This is a genomic window from Timonella sp. A28 (assembly GCF_051200815.1).
In the GTDB taxonomy this organism is placed as follows: Bacteria; Actinomycetota; Actinomycetes; order Actinomycetales; family Cellulomonadaceae; genus Timonella.
This window is the reverse complement of the sequence record NZ_CP195159.1, coordinates 2,137,204-2,152,199: the sequence shown is the minus strand read 5'-3', so window position 1 is coordinate 2,152,199 and position 14,996 is coordinate 2,137,204. Positions and strand designations below refer to the sequence as shown.

Here is a 14,996-nt window from a genome sequence, read left to right as displayed (position 1 = left end):
CTGTAAACCCGCAGTGTGGCTAACGTTTGTTAGCGTTGTGTCATGACTTACGCAACGATAGGCACCATGGGTGTGAAGCCAGGCATGCGCGATGCAGTAATCGACATTTTGATTCGCGCTAACCCCTCCCTCAAAGACACTGGCTGCTTGGTTTATGAGGTTGGTGGCCGCGATGATGACCCTGACACTGTTTATGTTGCTGAAGTGTGGACTTCTCAAGAAGCACACGACAAGTCTTTGGAACTTGAACAAGTGAAACAAGCCATCGCCGAAGCGATGCCTATGCTTACCGGTGACTTTGGTGGCTACGACTTTGCAGTTGTTGGGTCCCCATTGCGTGACGCATAGTTTTCGTCTGATTCAAGAAGACGATGCGCTAGTAAAGCCGAACCAACGACGTGCACTGGCATAACGAGAACAGCTAAGAAAATACCGGCTAGAAGGAACTGGGATGCTACCCCAAATCCGATTGCCATGTGATTATGTTTCCGAAGCAGTGCACGTTGTTCACGCGCAGATAGTCCGTGGGCAGTTAAGGTACGTTCTGTTGCTTCGTTCGTGAGAATCCATACACCAATAACAAACATGAGCGATGACGCTAGGATCGGCCCCACCACAGGTATTAGACCGATTGCGAAGCTCCCCGCTGCAAGGAGCAACGTTCGAAGCATAAGCCATAGGCCGTCTTTAACGCCTTCAAAGAATCCTGCCTCGTGTGCTGGCACAGATCCGTGTATGTCACGTTCAACTTCTTCCCAGATCCGCTGATAGACAGGATCTCCAACGGTTGTTGCTAGCGAAACGAAAAGTAGCGCGCTTAAGACGAGTGCGGCAGCAAGCATTGCTACACCCATCAAGAAACGAGTAACCCACCTCAATGCGGGATGCCATTCTTCGGCGAACGGGCTAACTAGTTGGACAAGATCACCAACAAAAAACAGCAGCGCTACAAACAAAGCGAACAGGATAAGAGCAACAAGAAAAGCAGGAAGCATACCTAGGAAGTACAGTTTTGGCCGTGCAAGAAGCCAGCGCAGTCCCTGGAAGAAAACCTGTAAACCGTCACGGTAACTGGCCGTGGTTTTGTTGACCCCGGCAGTAATTTTTTGCGCATTAAACACTGCTGTTTGTCCTGTTGAGAGTAGTTTCTTACACGAGTTTTCTAACTATAAAAGGAAAACGTCTTTTCCCACACATTATGTGTCGTACCCTGTAAGTTTTAGTCAGAACGCACCGCTATAGCTGGCTGAACATTTCCTGCACGATAAGCCGGATATGCGGCAGACAACAGTCCAGCAAAAACCCCAACAACAGGTCCTAGCAGTAGCAGAAACGCTGAATAGGAAACCGACCACTGGTTTACAGCAGATACAGCAGCAACAGATAGAGCAGCTACAGCCGATCCTGCAACCCCACCACACAAACCAACAATAAAACCCTCAAAAAGAAACAGCCGCGCCACACTATGTTGCGAAGCACCGAGAGCACGACGAACACCAATCTCTCCAGTACGCGACATAACAGACACAGTCATCGCATTTGCAATGAGCAAGATCGTTAGAAGTAACAGGAAAGCGCCTATAAAAGCAGCAAGTTTATCCAATTGCGTTGACACACCAGCACGCAAAGAGTCAATGCTGTGCACCTGGGAGACTGTAAAACTTTCAGGAGCCTGCGGAACAATCGCGGTTCGCACTATCGTCGCAACAGGACCTCCCGCACCAGGCTCAGTAAGGATTTTCATGTGTGCTTGACCGTCACCACCCGCAAGATCCACTCCACGCGCGTACGGCAACACAACGGTTGATGTAAATAACCCGCTTGGTGAATCAATAAATCCAGCAACAGAATAGGGCTGACCGTCTAACTCAATATTGATGCCTGTCAGGTTTACATCGCGTGGAATCGCAAGTTTCTGAGCAAGGTCTTCCCCAAGGAATACAACATCGTGGGTACTATCAAGCAGCCACGCTAAGTCTTCAGGTATCGAATCACCAAGCACAAAAAGATAATCAGATGTTGCCGCCACAACAGAAACACCAGTCAATGCGTCGGTAATATGAGGGGCCCTTGTTACACGTGGGGAGGTCGCAAGTGACACGTCATTTAATAGCCCTACTCTTTCAATTGGGCCAAGTTCTTTGACGCGCTGAACAGAGTCCTGAGGGAAGATTAATTCCTTTTCCTCTTCATCGTGTTGTGTATCTTGCATAGCGGGTACAACAGTGACCGTGTTCAGTGTCGATGCTGCTAAATCTGCATCGACTTGTCGAGCAGCAACATGCGAAATACCTAACGATGCCACAAGTGCCCCTGTAGCTAAAGCAACGGCCAGCATGAGCATGACAGCCCTAGATTTACGTGTGTGCAGTTCAATAATGACGTCAATAAAGTCGTGTTTTAAACGTTGGTTAAGGCGCAAGCTCATGACGTCCTCGCGTGCGTTGACTGCTCTGTCAGAACGCCATCCCTCAAGTAGAACGTTCGATCCATCCGCTGGGCCAGTCGTGGGTCATGAGTAATGATGACAACAGCAGCGCCTTTTCTCGCTTGCTCGTCAAAAAGCATGAGTACTTTTTCAGCGTTGTCATCATCAAGGTTTCCGGTGGGTTCATCTGCAAGCAGTACCTGCGGAGACGTGATGACAGCACGCGCCACCGCAAGCCTTTGTTTCTCTCCACCAGACAGTAAACGTGCATACGAATGTTGACGATGCGCTAATCCAACGTGCTCGAGTACTTCCTCTATCAGAAGTGGCCATTCGCTATGGGGGATGCTTGAAACACCTAATTTAATGTGTAGGTTTTCTTGAACTGTACGATGACCCAACACATGATTCTCTTGAAAAACAAAACCCAAAGAGTCAGCTCGCAACTTATCAATTTCACGCTTTGATAAGTTAGAAATACTGTTCCCCAGAAAAGAAACCTCTCCTGTGGTGGCATGATCTAACAGACCAATAATGTTGAGGAAAGTTGATTTTCCTGATCCAGATTTACCAAGGACAACAACTCGTTCACCTGAAGAAACAGTGAAATTAACTCCTGAAAGCGCACGTATCGGAGGATTTACATCATAAATTTTATGCACATCTAAAACTGCTAACAAAGTCATTCTGCGCCGACCTGAATAACATCTCCTGATTGAACACTACTGGAGGAAAAATATGCGTATCCGTCATTAATTTCAGACACTGTAATAAATTCTTTTGCAGGAGTCTTATCTGACGAGTTGCCTGGGAGTTTCATGACATAGGTGCGATCATTTTCTTCACGCAAGGCTGTAAGGGGTACGGCTAGTCCTTTTCGCTCATTATTTTTGTTCTTAATTTCGATAGAAACTTCGGCCTCGTTTTCAAGACCATCGCTCTCCTCGAATGTGAACGTAATGTCGCGCCCTGGAAGACCGCTGTATTCATCGGGTTGAGTTGTAAAGTCTCCAATGGACACTACTGAAACAGGCCATGACATCTGCGCGTCTGTTGCTTGCTTAGCATCGGCTTTGGTCCCCTTTTTAAGATCGACCGCACCAGCGGTATCAACTCGTACAGTGACCTGCGCTTCCCCGGAGCGCAATACGGCTAGAGGTTTTTCCTCCGAGGCTGCTAAATCCGTACCTTTACGTGCAAGAGAAACGATCGTTGCAGTTTTAGTTGGCATCACCCAAAAGTGCTCCAACTTTATTGGGGTGACAGCTTTCATTCGCGCATTTTGTAGATTTTTCTGAGCGCGCTCAACCTTGCGCTCATGCGAATCTCCTTCACCGCTGCCAGAGATACTGTCAGTTCTACGCGCCTCTTCAAGTTCGTCTTGTGCGGCTTCTACAGCCATGAGTGCTTCATCCGAAACGATTGGCAGCGACAGCCCTGCACGCTGATAAAGCTTTTTTACAGATTCCGCTGTGCTTGGGCCGTAATGTCCATCGATCGGTCCTTGATATAGGCCTAGACGTTTCAGTTCGCGCTGAATCTCTAGCACGTCGTCGCCTTGGTCACCGCCTTGCAGCGAGCGATATAGCGGGAAGTCGAGATGAAGAAGGAATAATGGCTGCCCCGATACTTTCGCGATGAGTTCACCGGACCTAATCGTGTCGCCTTTTTTCTTAAGAACCGCGTTAACGATTGTCTTGTTTTCTGCGTGGGCTGTTGGCGTAACTGAATATTCGTTTCCGAGTTTCACTTTTCCACGTAATGATTCAGTTTCATGTCCATACTCTCGCTCCTCTACTATTGCGGTTGAATAGAGTTGAACTTTTGAGTTTTCAATTGCTTTTTCCCACGGAGAGCCGATCAAGGTTCCAAGAAAATACACGACGACGAGCACTGCAATGCACACGAGCAGCCATACGATGATCCAACGAGAGCGTGATTCTGAAAAAGATAGTTTCGGCTTGTTGCGTGCGAGCATGATTTGCGCCTTACCTACCTTTAATGAGTATGTTCTGGGTTAGATTCAAGTATTTTTTGTGGATTTTGAGAAATAACTTTATTTGCCTCTGAGAGTGCCTCATCAATTTGCTTACGTTTAGCAATCATTTCAGCCGAATATTTTTCAATTAATTGAACTTGTTCAGCGGATTCAATATCAGCCATACGCTGAGTAAAATTAATACTGTCTTTGCATTCCACAACTTTGAGTGCCAGAGTTATTTGTTCTTCAGTAATGCGATCAGCTCGTGCTCCTTGCGGATACCATGGTTCGCCTTCTCGCGTTTCTGGGCTCATTCCCTTTTCTGAAAAGCACTTACCTAATTCCTCAACAAGTGCTACGGCTTGCGCATTGCGCGTGTAGTTAAATTCCAAAGGATCGTACTCTCGATGCCATCCACCGTCTTGCACCTGGGCTTTGGTGAACGCCTGTCCGGCAATCCCACATTCATCAAGAATAAGTTGCTCTTCATCTGTTAGATCGTAGATCGCTCGCTCGCCTTTCTTAGGCGGAAAATAACCTTTTGTATATGGTGTATCTTCAGAAAGAATTCCATTAACAATAAGGTCATTAGTCGGTAGCAAAGGAGCGAAACCCCACTTTTTTGCCTGATCTTGCGTCCAAGGACCAAAATAATGTTCTTGCGCATATATCGCGGATATTTCCGGATTAGATGCAGGAGTCACTTGATAAGTAAGGCCTTTTTCTTCTGCACATAAAGCCATTGCGACGCCGGTCCCTGTGCTTAACTGATCTTCTTCTGCCGCTTTCACATAGAACCGATCGAGCGGTAAATCAACAGTACCTGCGTCTACATTAATTTCGGCTCGCGTTGAAATTCCGTCAACCTCTCTAGGATTTTCGGAAACCGCATCAGAATCGGCTGAAGTGCATGCAGAAAGCAAAAAAATGCTTGATATAACAACACCTGTGAAACCGCGCCCAGTCATAAATCCCCAACAATCAACATGATAATTTACTGGGCAATATTAGCACGTCAAGTAAAAGTTTTTATAAAAACAAATAGGACATACGCGTTAAAAAAAGCCACCTTCATCGGTGATGAAGGTGGCTTAATTGTTTAACGCTTACAGTTCAACGATCTCAAATTCTAGGAGGTCTGCGCCTGTGCCAACAGGGCTGTGGCCTTCTGGTCGAGCGTGGGCTGCTGCCGCACGGCCATCGCGCCATGCTTCAAAGTCTGCGCGGCTCGCCCATTGTGTAACAACGAAATAGCGTGTTTCGCCGGCGGTTGGGCGCAACAGTTGGAACCCTTCAAAGCCGGGTTCTTGATCAACTGAATGTTTGCGGGCTGCAAAACGTTTTTCAAGTTCTTGTCCAGATCCTGCTGGAACTGTGATGGCGTTAATTACGACGACGGACATGGCGGCTCCCTACATAGACAACGATGACGTGCTTGTATTCCACTTTGAGGCTACAACGCCTGCAATCGGGCTGGCTATCAGTTACGCCACAAGCCGTACGTGTCTGCAAGGTTGGCGATTTTTTGGGCGCGAGCAAGACGAGGCAGGTAGGATCCGTCAGCGATTTTGAGCCCGTTTTTGTGATGCAGTGCTTGTTCGTGAGCGGTAATGAGTTCACGGGCCCACACGAGTTCTTCTTCGCTTGGCGACAAGCCCATGTTGACGTCTTCAACTTGCGCAACGGTGAGACACATTTTTCCGGTCATCCCCATACGTTGGGTGACTGCGCAAGCTTCAAAAACGGTTTCTGGTGAGTCTGTTGCTGCAGGCGGTCCGTCAATTGGGCCAGGAAGTTTACCTACGCGTGAGGCTACAACGAGTTTTCCTCGCGCGTACGCTAATGCGATGGGGTCTTCTGTGACTCCGGTGTCTTTGCGAAAGTCATTAACCCCAAAAGCTAAGCGGAAAGTTCCGGGGGCTGACGCGATGGCGGTAGCGTTTTCGACGCCTATGGCAGATTCAATGAGGGCAATGACTGGTATTCCTGCCCGCAATCGCATCGCTGTGAGGGTGACTTGTTCAGGTTTTTCTGTTTGCGCGAGCATGACACCGCGCAGCCCGTGTGCGGTGACCAGTGCAGATACGTCTTCTTGCCAGTAGGGGGTGTCCATTGCGTTAATGCGCACCCACGCTGACATGCCGGACGAGAGCGCACGTATCACGTTGTATCTGGCTTGTTCTTTGTCTGCGTCGGGGACAGCCGATTCGAGGTCAAAGATCACCGAGTCTGCTTCTGAACGTAAAGCGTCTTCGAAGAGTTCGGGTTTGCTTGCGTTCACGAGCAGCCATGAGCGTGACAGGTTTGCGGGGAGTTTAGCGGCTCGTTCGTTCCTGATGGACGTGTTCATGTCGTCGTCGGGCAGCGCGTTCGCGTGCGGTGCGGGCGGGAATTCGTCGTTGAGTTCCATACTTTTCACCTAAAGTCGCGTTCTCGTTTTCTTCATACTATGAGGCTGCACTCTGGTGTGCGCCTCATAGGGTCACTTCTCTATTGTGAACGGTGTTTTGCTGGCTTCATGATGTGGACGCACACAAAGTTATGGACTTCACCTGCGTGTAGTCTCCAACAGTGACGCGAAGATTCCGCCTCGTGTGGTGAGTTCGTGTGGTGTGCCTTGTTCGACGATTGTTCCGTCAGCCATCACAACGATTTTGTCGGCTTCGTGTGCGTCTGTAAGCCGGTGGGTTATTTCGATAGTTGTTGTGTGTGGTCGTGCTGCGGCGAGTTGTGTTCGCACTTTTTGCGCGGTGTTTTCGTCAAGTTGTGACGTGAATTCGTCTAGTACGAGGATGTTCGCTGAGCTGAGGAGTGCGCGGGCAAGGGAGAGGCGTTGGCGTTGCCCTCCGGACATGTTTTCACCAAGTTCTCCCACGGGGGTGTCTATACCGTGCGGGAATGCTGCGATGTCGTCTGCTAGCCCTGCGATTGTGCACGCTTCGATGAGTTCTTGCTCTGTTGCTTGTGGGGCTGCTAACCGGAGGTTCTCAGCGATCGACATATTAAACAAGTGCGTGTTTTGTGTAACTAGCGCGATGGTGGAACGCAGTTCGGTAAGAGTCACATCTCGGATGTTGGTGTCGCTGATTGTTATGGCACCCGAATCGACGTCCCAATACCGCAGAAGCAGTTGGATGAGTGTGGTTTTTCCTGCACCAGATGCGCCGACGATGGCAACATGCTCGCCGGGCGCAATGGTGAGGTCGATGTTCTTTAATGCTGGGTGTGGATTTTCGCGGCCTTCTTGATTGGGGTAGGTGAAGGTGACGTCGTTGAACGTTATGGAGTGACTGGACTCATTGGTGGGTGTGCGCAGTGGTTGCGGACTGCTCGGGTTGGTGACGACAGGTTGTGCATGTGCGACATCAAAGAGACGCTCGGCGGAAGCTAGTGCTTTGTCGAGGTCGGCAATGACGTCTTCCATGCCTCGCACGGAAGGGAAAGTGAATGTGACTGCAGCGATTGTTCCAAGAAAAGCCGGGAGGGTAATAGCTCCGTCGCGGTATAGGTTGCCGCAGTACACGGTGAGGGAAATGAGCGCAGCTATTTGCAGCGTGTATGCGAGCCCTCGACGAACGGCTACTGTCCAGGCTGTTCGTGTGGTGAAGGATGCGATGTGTTGTGAGCGTTGGTTGATTGCGTTTAGACGTTGGTCAGTGTTGTCGAATCCAACGATTTCACGCACCCCTTGGATGGTTTCTGCAACGTAGTGAACGTTTGAGCCGCGTTCGTTAAGGAGCTGGGTGGCATTATTACGTGCGGTTTTTCCGCCGAGGGCTGGTAGCGCGAAGGCTGCTGTGAGAAGGAAGAGCAGGGCGATGAGTCCTGCGAGCAGAGTTGTTTGCGTCCACACCCAGGCCACGACGATAAGGGGAACGACAAGGGCTGTTACTGCGGGGGCGATGGTGTGGGCGAAGAACACTTCGATGCGGTCGATGTCTTTGGTGACGCGTGCAAGGAGGTCTCCGGTTCGCGTGGATGCGGAGAGCGCTGGGGCTTGCGGCCACATTCGCGAGAAGAGGAAGAGTCGCAAATGTTCGAGGGCTTTAAATGCGACATAGTGGCCGAAGTATTGTTCGCTGTACCTAAATATTGCTTTGGCGATGGACAGCCCGATGAGGGCTACGATGTAAGGCCAAGCATTGAGTGTGGTGTTGTTGAGTGTTGCGTCGTAGGCGTGCGCGACGCCGTATGCGCCGACGACAAACATTGCTATACCGAGTAGGTTGCGGATGATTGCGCATGTGGTGGACACGATGAGGGGGTTCATTACTGGTCGTGCTTGGCGCACGAGTTCTTTCATGATGTGTGTGCGTTTCATCGTGTCACCTCTGTGAGGGTTCCGTTTTCTAGGCGCAGTATTCGGTCCACTGTTCGTAGTGTCGTGGGTCTGTGCGCGATTGTGAGGACGGTTCGGTTGTGTGCGGCTTTGTCTAGTGCGTCGAGGAGGAGCGCTTCGTTGGCGAGGTCTACTTGCGAGGTGGGTTCGTCGAGGATCAGTAGTGGGGCTTCAGTGAGTAGCGCTCGGGCGATGGCTAGGCGTTGGGCTTGACCGCCAGACAGTGAGTATCCGCGTTCGCCGACTATTGTGTCGAGTGCGGCTGGCATGGCGCGGATGTCGTGGGCGAGGTTCGCGGTTTCGAGTGCGTTCCAGAGTTGTTCGTCTGTGGCATTGTGGCGTGCGATGAGGAGGTTTTCGCGTAGTGTGCCGGTGAAAAGGAAGGTTGTTTGTCCGACTGTTGCACTGAGTGCGCGTGCGTCTCGCATGGTTAGGGTGTTTGCGTCATGTCCGGCGAGTATAAGTTGTCCATCTGCGATTGGCTGGTTGCGTTGGATCAGTGCTGCGATTGTTGATTTACCTGTCCCAGACGGGCCAATTATTGCGACGTGCTCTCCAGGGTTGATGCTGAGTGTTATTCCCGACAGGATCGTAAGCTCACCGTAGGCGAAGTGAGCATTGTTGAACTGTACGAGTGGTTGTGTGTGGTCGAAAGTGTTGGGGAGTTTGTGGTTCCCTGACGTGACGGCTATTCGTGACGATAGGAAACCGCGGATTCCTCGTTGTATTGCTAGCCCTCCTAGCCCGAGGTAGAAGAACTCTCCGACCTTGTTGAGTGGTTCTAAGAGGACGAGGGAAATAAGGAGGAGCGCTACGGCTTGGCCGAGGTCAATATGTCCGGTGGAGAGCCTCGTGATGGCGAGCCATGCGACTGCCGCAACCATGAAGAGGGAAAATATGCCGTCGAGTACGAGGATAACCAGTTGGTTGACGGCGAGAAGCGACATGATTGAGCGCCGGTTTTTCTCTCCGGATTGCGCAAGCCTGTGTTGGGTGCGCGTGGATGCGCCAATGAGGCTGAGGGTGGTGAGGCCTTGTAGTGCGTCGAGGTATTCTGCTGCGAGTTTTTGTCGTTCTTCTCTGGATTGTGATGACACTTTGCGGAATGCTCGTTGAAATCCGCCGACGATCACGGGTATTGCGGGCACTGCGATAAGAAGTATGAGTGCAGTAAACCAGTCGATGACTATTCCTACGACGCATAGGACGAGGATTGGGGAGATCACGGATGCGATCATGGGCCCAACGAACGTCATTTTGAAGAGGGCTACGCGTTCTGCACCGTCTGTTGCGGTGGAGGCGAGGGCACCGCTTCGTTTGCTGGTGCGGTCGACTGGTCCGAGTGCGAGTACGTGACGGAGGATGCGTTGTCGTACATGTGTTTCTTCGCGTCCTGCTGCGGTTCCTGTGATACCGAGGGTCGCCGCGATACAGGTTGCGGCGAGGAGCGCGGAAAGGACAATGCTTAGGGTGAGTGCGCTCGGTATTGGTTCTTGGGTGACGAATCGTTCAACGAGTTCTCCCACGTTCAAGAACAGCCATGTTGTAGCCAATGAGGCGAGCACGGATAGAACACTTGAGAGCACGATTGTTCGTGTGGCTGCTGGCGAGAAAATGTTTATGTGCGGCCGTTGCGGTTTTTTCCCGCCGGGGTGTGTGCCGTGTTGTGTCGGCGGACGGGTGCCGCTGCTGTGGTGCGGATGCTGCGGTGTGGGCGCGGGAGACATTCATACCTCACGTACAGTTCTTTGTCGCGTTATTGCGAGGGCCGTGGCCTGTGCGGGTTCGAGGGTTTTCTCGTCCTTCCACGTTAGGCTACCGCAGGCACTTCGTGTGGCGTTTACGTGTCGCGGGACCTGTTGTGTGGCTTACCTCTAGTTACATATGAGAGTTGTGCAGCAACGTCTGGAGCGCTTGTTCTTTTAACAGAATCTACTCACAAAGGCTCCATGAATTTAGGTTTCGCCACATACTTTTGCAACAGCATTCGCAGTTCCACAATGTTGGTGTAACTATTTTTCTTAAGCTTCATAATTGCTTGCGCGGCTTTCTGTGCATCACCTCGTTCACCACGCTGAGGAGATGCCAACGACCACTCAGTAAACTCATGGTCATACTCTTTACGGATGCGCAGAAGCTGATGAATATCGTAAAGATCACGCTCCTCACGACGATGCTCTCGCACGCACAATTTCAGCACCAACGCTCCCAAAAGACTAGGAACCATCACAGTGAATGTGAGTTGCGAGTTGTCCAATAGCGTTATGTTCACGTCAAAAGGTTCCGGTGATGCACTAAGCGCGAGATGAAGGCCCGGCGCCGCGTCAAAACCACGCTCACCAACCACCACGCTGCTTCCCTTACCGGCATGTTCGTGTGAAGGAAGCAATATATTCACTTCACGACCGTCCTCGCCTTCCATCACATACGCGTTCCCCCGGACAGGGGCATAATTCAACTTCACCAGTGAATCATGCACGGCACCCGACTTAGCAACAATTGTAGGGACACCAATATCCGCATCCTGCGTTGCACGAGGAATCAAGCTCTGAACAGGGTATTTAACAGCGAGAAGCATAACCATCAAGCCACCAATCAGCACATACTCTTCGTCTTGCACAGCCGACACGACATCACGAAGCGCCAAAAAAGCGTTCTCCAGAGCCCGAGATGTTGCAATAAAGTAATGCGTTTTCTCACCCATTAATCATCCACTTCTGAAGTGCATGTGCCGCCTGATCATCGTCAATCGAATGCCTCTGCACAAGGTAACCCCACGTCGTAAGGGGATCAGTAAATCGTGCACCCGACTCATCAAATACCACTTGGTCAAGAGCCGAACTTGGCGCTGCAACCATCAATGTGCCTGCCGATGCCGCTTCGTGACGAAACAAACCGACTTCTTCAAGGTCGACCGCTTCTTCACACATGATCGATAAGGAAGTTGGCACCACCCACGGCGCATACCTATCAGCAGCCAATATTCCCGTAAATGCCCACCGCACGTTCAAACTATTCAAATAATCAGCGACTTCAGCGCGCAGCAACATTGGATCATCAAGAGTCGCTAACTCCCATGACATAACAGGACGAAAATCATCGACTATACGGTATGCATCCAATATTCGACTAGGATCACAGGCAGCATGAGAAACGTCGTATTCCTGTTCAAGCAGTTTCATAGCGCGCGAAACAGCCTGCTGAGTAACCTTCAGTTCTGCTGCAAGTTCTTTTTGCGCAGGCCACTGCCCGTCACGCATGACAGCGCGCAAAACACCTGGGAGAATTCCGCTTCGAGTGCGTCGACTGTTTATGGGCTCAAGATGATCTGAAATTGGCCGTTGAGCAGAAACGTTGTCATCACGCAGGTTAACTTCTCCTGTCGAAAGAACAACAAAGTCAATACGCAGCTCAAAAGCACGTACACGCTGCCGCTCACTTAAAGACTCGAAGACGTACAGCACATTCGCTTCAACGCGCTCATCGCGCGGAAGGTTTCCACGCTTCTCAACCTTATAAGAACGCAATCTATGCTCAACCAGCACCCTCAAAAGCGCCTGCTCAGTCGCAGATGTTGATACTGATTCGATTTCAACTTCGCGTCCCCGAGCATCCAACACATCAAGGATTCTCTTAAGATCGTTCATTCTTATATTCTACATGCAAGCCAATGTCAAACAACGAAACATCAAAACTTTTTATGATTCGTTGTATGTGCAGTTCAAAGAGCTGCACAATCACGTTTCATGTTGCACTTCATACAGGCTGCCATCCAGAAGTCGAGATCGACACTGAACCCTAGGAAACACAACTAACAAGAGCCTGTTAACAACCAGCACGAGGCTCTTGCCTCGCGTATGGCTCTTTGACGCATGCCTAATTACATATGGGAGTTGTGCAGCAACGTCTGGAGCGCTTGTTCTTGCGCTGTTGTGGTGAGCGGCGGTGTGAGGTCTATGAAAGCTGGGGCTTGTGCTGCTTGGGTTTTTGTTGCTTGCGGGTTGAGGTTAGTGCACCAAGCCGGGTAGAGCCGAAAGCCTCGTTTTCCTGCTTGTTTCGGGGTACTGAGAACACCTAACTGTTCTAGATGTGATTGTGTGAACTGAAAAACACCGCTGCGTTGGTTTTCGTTCACGAATACAAGTAACCCATGCACGCGATCGTCGGCAGGGAAGGGCTCTGTGGTGCCGTCGGCTGCACGCTGCCAGCACGCAACGAAAGCGCCCGGTTTTGTTGGCGTTATTTTTGCGGTTCGGACACGCCAGAGGGTGTCTGCGATGGTTACTGTGCAGGCTTGATACTCAGCGTTTTCGGGCTCGGGAGTGAGCCGGTACGTGAGGTCCGTATCGACGAATACGTGTTGCGCGTAAGTGTGAAAAGGGTGGTGAGACACCCTGCAACTGTACAGCGGCGACTAGCCTCCGTTAGTTGTCGGAGTCTTGTGAGCCCCAGTCAATATTGTCAAAGCTGTCTTCTTTTGCGTGCTTTGGTTTGTGCTGTTCGGCTGCTTGTTCGTCGTGCGTTGGTGCCTCGTCATGGGCTTCTTCACCGCGGTGGGAGTTTTTACCCAGCATGCTGTTAATTTTTTGTCCAAGACCCATGGTAATTCCCCTCTGAATTATTCACATGTGTGCATGTATTTCTCCCATCATGGCGGTAACTGCCTGTATTCGCATGCCAGCACCGGATTTCTAACCCGCTGGACGAAAACGGGCATAGCAAAGCCGGTGGGACCTTCGCTGCCCCACCGGCTTCGTGTTTAGAGTGATCAGCGCGCTACTGGTGCTGATTCTGCTTCGAGTTCTTTCAGCATTTCTGCTTGTTCTTCTGGGGTTAGCTTGGCAATACCGAATCCGGTGAAGCCCCACAGCGAAGCGAAGAAGATACCGGTCCAGCAGAGGGTTGCCCATGGCAAGTATTCGATGGTTGCAACACCAAGTGTTGCTGCCATGTAGGCGCCGGCTGCGGTCCATGGAAGGATCGGCTCGATGATTGAAGCAGAGTCTTCAATTGTTCGTCCGAGGTTCTTCGGGTGTAGTCCGCGTTTAATGTAGGCGGGTCGTAGCAGTTCACCTGGCATCAGGATGGATACTTGGCCGTTGCAGGTTGTTGAGATGGTGAGTAGACCTGTTGCGATGGTGGTCAAGATGATGGAGCCCGTGTTCTTTGCGAACTTCAGCAACGCTTCAACAATGACTTCGAGGGATTTTGTTGTGGCGAGGATTCCTGCGAATGCGAGCGCACAGAATGCGATGAGGAGTGTTCCCATCATGCCGGACATTCCGCCGCGGTTGAGTAGTCGCATGATGTCGTCGGAGGCGGTGCCGAGGTCGAAGCCTTCGCCGAGCATGGTGGTGTTGAAGCCGCTCACGATTGAGGAGAAGGTGTCTGAGATTGAGAAGCCTTGGAAGACGACTGCGTTGAACATTGCGACGGCTGAGGATGTCAGCATGACGGGGATGGTTGGGAACTTTTTCATTGATCCGATGAGGATGATCAGCACTGGGACGATGAGCATGATGTTCCAGCTGAATGCTGTTGAGAGGGTTCCGTTGATGGCGGCGACTTTTTCTGAGCCTGCTGCGCCTTCTGCGTCGATGGTGAATCCGGCGATGAAGAGGACGACTGCTGCGACGAGCCATGATGGGACGGTTGTGTAGAGCAGGTGTTTGATGTGTACGAAGAGGTCTGTGCGGGTTACTGCTGCGGCGAGGTTTGTGGTGTCGGAGAGTGGGGATAGTTTGTCGCCGAAGTAGGCGCCGCTGACTACTGCGCCTGCGACGATTGCGATGTTGACGCCTTCCATGCCGAGTGCGACGCCCATGAAGGCTACGCCGATGGTGCCGACTGATCCCCATGAGGTTCCGGTGCATACGGCGACGATGGAGGTTACGACGAGTGCGGTGATGTACAGGTAGGTTGGGGAGACGATTTCTAGCCCGTAGTAGATGAGCATGGGGATGGTGCCGCCGATCATCCATGCTCCGATGAGTAGTCCTACGGAGATGAGGATGAGTAGTGCTGGCATGACTTTGGCGATTTTTTCAGCGATGGTGCTGATCATGTCGTTGTATGTGTAGCCGAGGTAGATGGCGATGATTCCGGCGACGATTGCTGAGATGATCAGCATGGGTTCGGCTGGTAGTCCTAGTCCGACGGAGCCGATTCCCATGAGTAGGAACATGGCTATGATCGGGGTTAATGCCAAGCCGAGGTTTGGCATTTTTGTGTCACGCATCGTTGCGCTC

Annotated in this window: 15 protein-coding genes; 1 reads left to right on the top strand and 14 read right to left on the bottom strand. The window is 51.1% G+C overall.

Annotated elements, in window-relative coordinates; translation table 11 throughout:
• Positions 1-42 precede the first annotated feature (42 nt).
• Positions 43-348: a putative quinol monooxygenase gene (locus ACR9EC_RS10165; RefSeq protein ID WP_435299116.1), complete on the top strand. Its 306-nt coding sequence runs from the start codon at positions 43-45 to the stop codon at positions 346-348.
• Here ACR9EC_RS10165 and ACR9EC_RS10160 read toward each other — a convergent pair.
• The 14 genes from ACR9EC_RS10160 to nhaC all read right to left on the bottom strand — a co-directional run bounded on the left by ACR9EC_RS10160 (position 306) and on the right by nhaC (position 14,986).
• On the bottom strand, positions 306-1,121 hold the full coding sequence (locus tag ACR9EC_RS10160) for an EI24 domain-containing protein (protein WP_435299115.1): 816 nt from the start codon (positions 1,119-1,121) through the stop codon (positions 306-308). The genes ACR9EC_RS10165 and ACR9EC_RS10160 overlap by 43 nt on opposite strands.
• A 98-nt stretch (positions 1,122-1,219) precedes the next feature.
• On the bottom strand, positions 1,220-2,428 hold the full coding sequence (locus ACR9EC_RS10155; protein ID WP_435299114.1) for an ABC transporter permease: 1,209 nt from the start codon (positions 2,426-2,428) through the stop codon (positions 1,220-1,222).
• Positions 2,425-3,114 (bottom strand): ABC transporter ATP-binding protein, encoded by a 690-nt coding sequence (locus ACR9EC_RS10150; RefSeq protein ID WP_435299113.1) that lies wholly within the window; start codon positions 3,112-3,114, stop codon positions 2,425-2,427. The genes ACR9EC_RS10155 and ACR9EC_RS10150 overlap by 4 nt, the downstream gene beginning before the upstream one ends.
• Positions 3,111-4,406, bottom strand: coding sequence for a peptidoglycan-binding protein (locus ACR9EC_RS10145; protein ID WP_435299112.1), 1,296 nt, complete (start codon positions 4,404-4,406; stop codon positions 3,111-3,113). The genes ACR9EC_RS10150 and ACR9EC_RS10145 overlap by 4 nt, the downstream gene beginning before the upstream one ends.
• Positions 4,407-4,426: 20 nt before the next feature.
• Positions 4,427-5,377 (bottom strand): hypothetical protein, encoded by a 951-nt coding sequence (locus ACR9EC_RS10140; RefSeq protein WP_435299111.1) that lies wholly within the window; start codon positions 5,375-5,377, stop codon positions 4,427-4,429.
• A 138-nt stretch (positions 5,378-5,515) separates the two neighbouring features.
• Positions 5,516-5,812, bottom strand: a complete 297-nt coding sequence (locus ACR9EC_RS10135; protein WP_435299110.1) for an antibiotic biosynthesis monooxygenase family protein — start codon at positions 5,810-5,812, stop codon at positions 5,516-5,518.
• 77 nt (positions 5,813-5,889) lie between these two features.
• Positions 5,890-6,759: an HpcH/HpaI aldolase/citrate lyase family protein gene (locus tag ACR9EC_RS10130; protein ID WP_435300648.1), complete on the bottom strand. Its 870-nt coding sequence runs from the start codon at positions 6,757-6,759 to the stop codon at positions 5,890-5,892.
• 198 nt (positions 6,760-6,957) lie between these two features.
• Complete coding sequence (gene cydC, locus ACR9EC_RS10125) at positions 6,958-8,730, bottom strand: thiol reductant ABC exporter subunit CydC (protein ID WP_435299109.1); 1,773 nt, start codon at positions 8,728-8,730, stop codon at positions 6,958-6,960.
• Positions 8,727-10,475, bottom strand: coding sequence for an ABC transporter ATP-binding protein/permease (locus ACR9EC_RS10120; protein WP_435299108.1), 1,749 nt, complete (start codon positions 10,473-10,475; stop codon positions 8,727-8,729). The genes cydC and ACR9EC_RS10120 overlap by 4 nt, the downstream gene beginning before the upstream one ends.
• A 209-nt stretch (positions 10,476-10,684) precedes the next feature.
• Complete coding sequence (locus ACR9EC_RS10115) at positions 10,685-11,452, bottom strand: nucleotidyl transferase AbiEii/AbiGii toxin family protein (RefSeq protein ID WP_435299107.1); 768 nt, start codon at positions 11,450-11,452, stop codon at positions 10,685-10,687.
• Positions 11,445-12,395, bottom strand: a complete 951-nt coding sequence (locus tag ACR9EC_RS10110; protein ID WP_435299106.1) for a hypothetical protein — start codon at positions 12,393-12,395, stop codon at positions 11,445-11,447. Before ACR9EC_RS10110 ends, ACR9EC_RS10115 begins: the two co-directional genes overlap by 8 nt.
• Positions 12,396-12,628: 233 nt before the next feature.
• Positions 12,629-13,141: a MepB family protein gene (locus tag ACR9EC_RS10105; RefSeq protein WP_435299105.1), complete on the bottom strand. Its 513-nt coding sequence runs from the start codon at positions 13,139-13,141 to the stop codon at positions 12,629-12,631.
• 31 nt (positions 13,142-13,172) lie between these two features.
• Entirely contained in the window at positions 13,173-13,349 is a 177-nt protein-coding gene (locus ACR9EC_RS10100; RefSeq protein ID WP_435299104.1) for a hypothetical protein, read from the bottom strand.
• Positions 13,350-13,516: 167 nt separating this feature from the next.
• Complete coding sequence (nhaC, locus tag ACR9EC_RS10095; RefSeq protein WP_435299103.1) at positions 13,517-14,986, bottom strand: Na+/H+ antiporter NhaC; 1,470 nt, start codon at positions 14,984-14,986, stop codon at positions 13,517-13,519.
• Between the last annotated feature and the right edge of the window lie 10 nt (positions 14,987-14,996).

What these genes read in the sequence shown, in the direction of transcription:
- ACR9EC_RS10110 (WP_435299106.1), bottom strand. Translation starts at nt 12,395, where the DNA reads ATGAACGATCTTAAGAGAATCCTTGATGTGTTGGATGCTCGGGGACGC.
- ACR9EC_RS10135 (WP_435299110.1), bottom strand. Translation starts at nt 5,812, where the DNA reads ATGTCCGTCGTCGTAATTAACGCCATCACAGTTCCAGCAGGATCTGGA.
- ACR9EC_RS10140 (WP_435299111.1), bottom strand. Translation starts at nt 5,377, where the DNA reads ATGACTGGGCGCGGTTTCACAGGTGTTGTTATATCAAGCATTTTTTTG.
- ACR9EC_RS10115 (WP_435299107.1), bottom strand. Translation starts at nt 11,452, where the DNA reads ATGGGTGAGAAAACGCATTACTTTATTGCAACATCTCGGGCTCTGGAG.
- nhaC (WP_435299103.1), bottom strand. Translation starts at nt 14,986, where the DNA reads ATGCGTGACACAAAAATGCCAAACCTCGGCTTGGCATTAACCCCGATC.
- ACR9EC_RS10145 (WP_435299112.1), bottom strand. Translation starts at nt 4,406, where the DNA reads ATGCTCGCACGCAACAAGCCGAAACTATCTTTTTCAGAATCACGCTCT.
- ACR9EC_RS10100 (WP_435299104.1), bottom strand. Translation starts at nt 13,349, where the DNA reads ATGGGTCTTGGACAAAAAATTAACAGCATGCTGGGTAAAAACTCCCAC.
- ACR9EC_RS10130 (WP_435300648.1), bottom strand. Translation starts at nt 6,759, where the DNA reads ATGAACACGTCCATCAGGAACGAACGAGCCGCTAAACTCCCCGCAAAC.
- ACR9EC_RS10155 (WP_435299114.1), bottom strand. Translation starts at nt 2,428, where the DNA reads ATGAGCTTGCGCCTTAACCAACGTTTAAAACACGACTTTATTGACGTC.
- cydC (WP_435299109.1), bottom strand. Translation starts at nt 8,730, where the DNA reads ATGAAACGCACACACATCATGAAAGAACTCGTGCGCCAAGCACGACCA.
- ACR9EC_RS10150 (WP_435299113.1), bottom strand. Translation starts at nt 3,114, where the DNA reads ATGACTTTGTTAGCAGTTTTAGATGTGCATAAAATTTATGATGTAAAT.
- ACR9EC_RS10165 (WP_435299116.1), top strand. Translation starts at nt 43, where the DNA reads ATGACTTACGCAACGATAGGCACCATGGGTGTGAAGCCAGGCATGCGC.
- ACR9EC_RS10120 (WP_435299108.1), bottom strand. Translation starts at nt 10,475, where the DNA reads ATGTCTCCCGCGCCCACACCGCAGCATCCGCACCACAGCAGCGGCACC.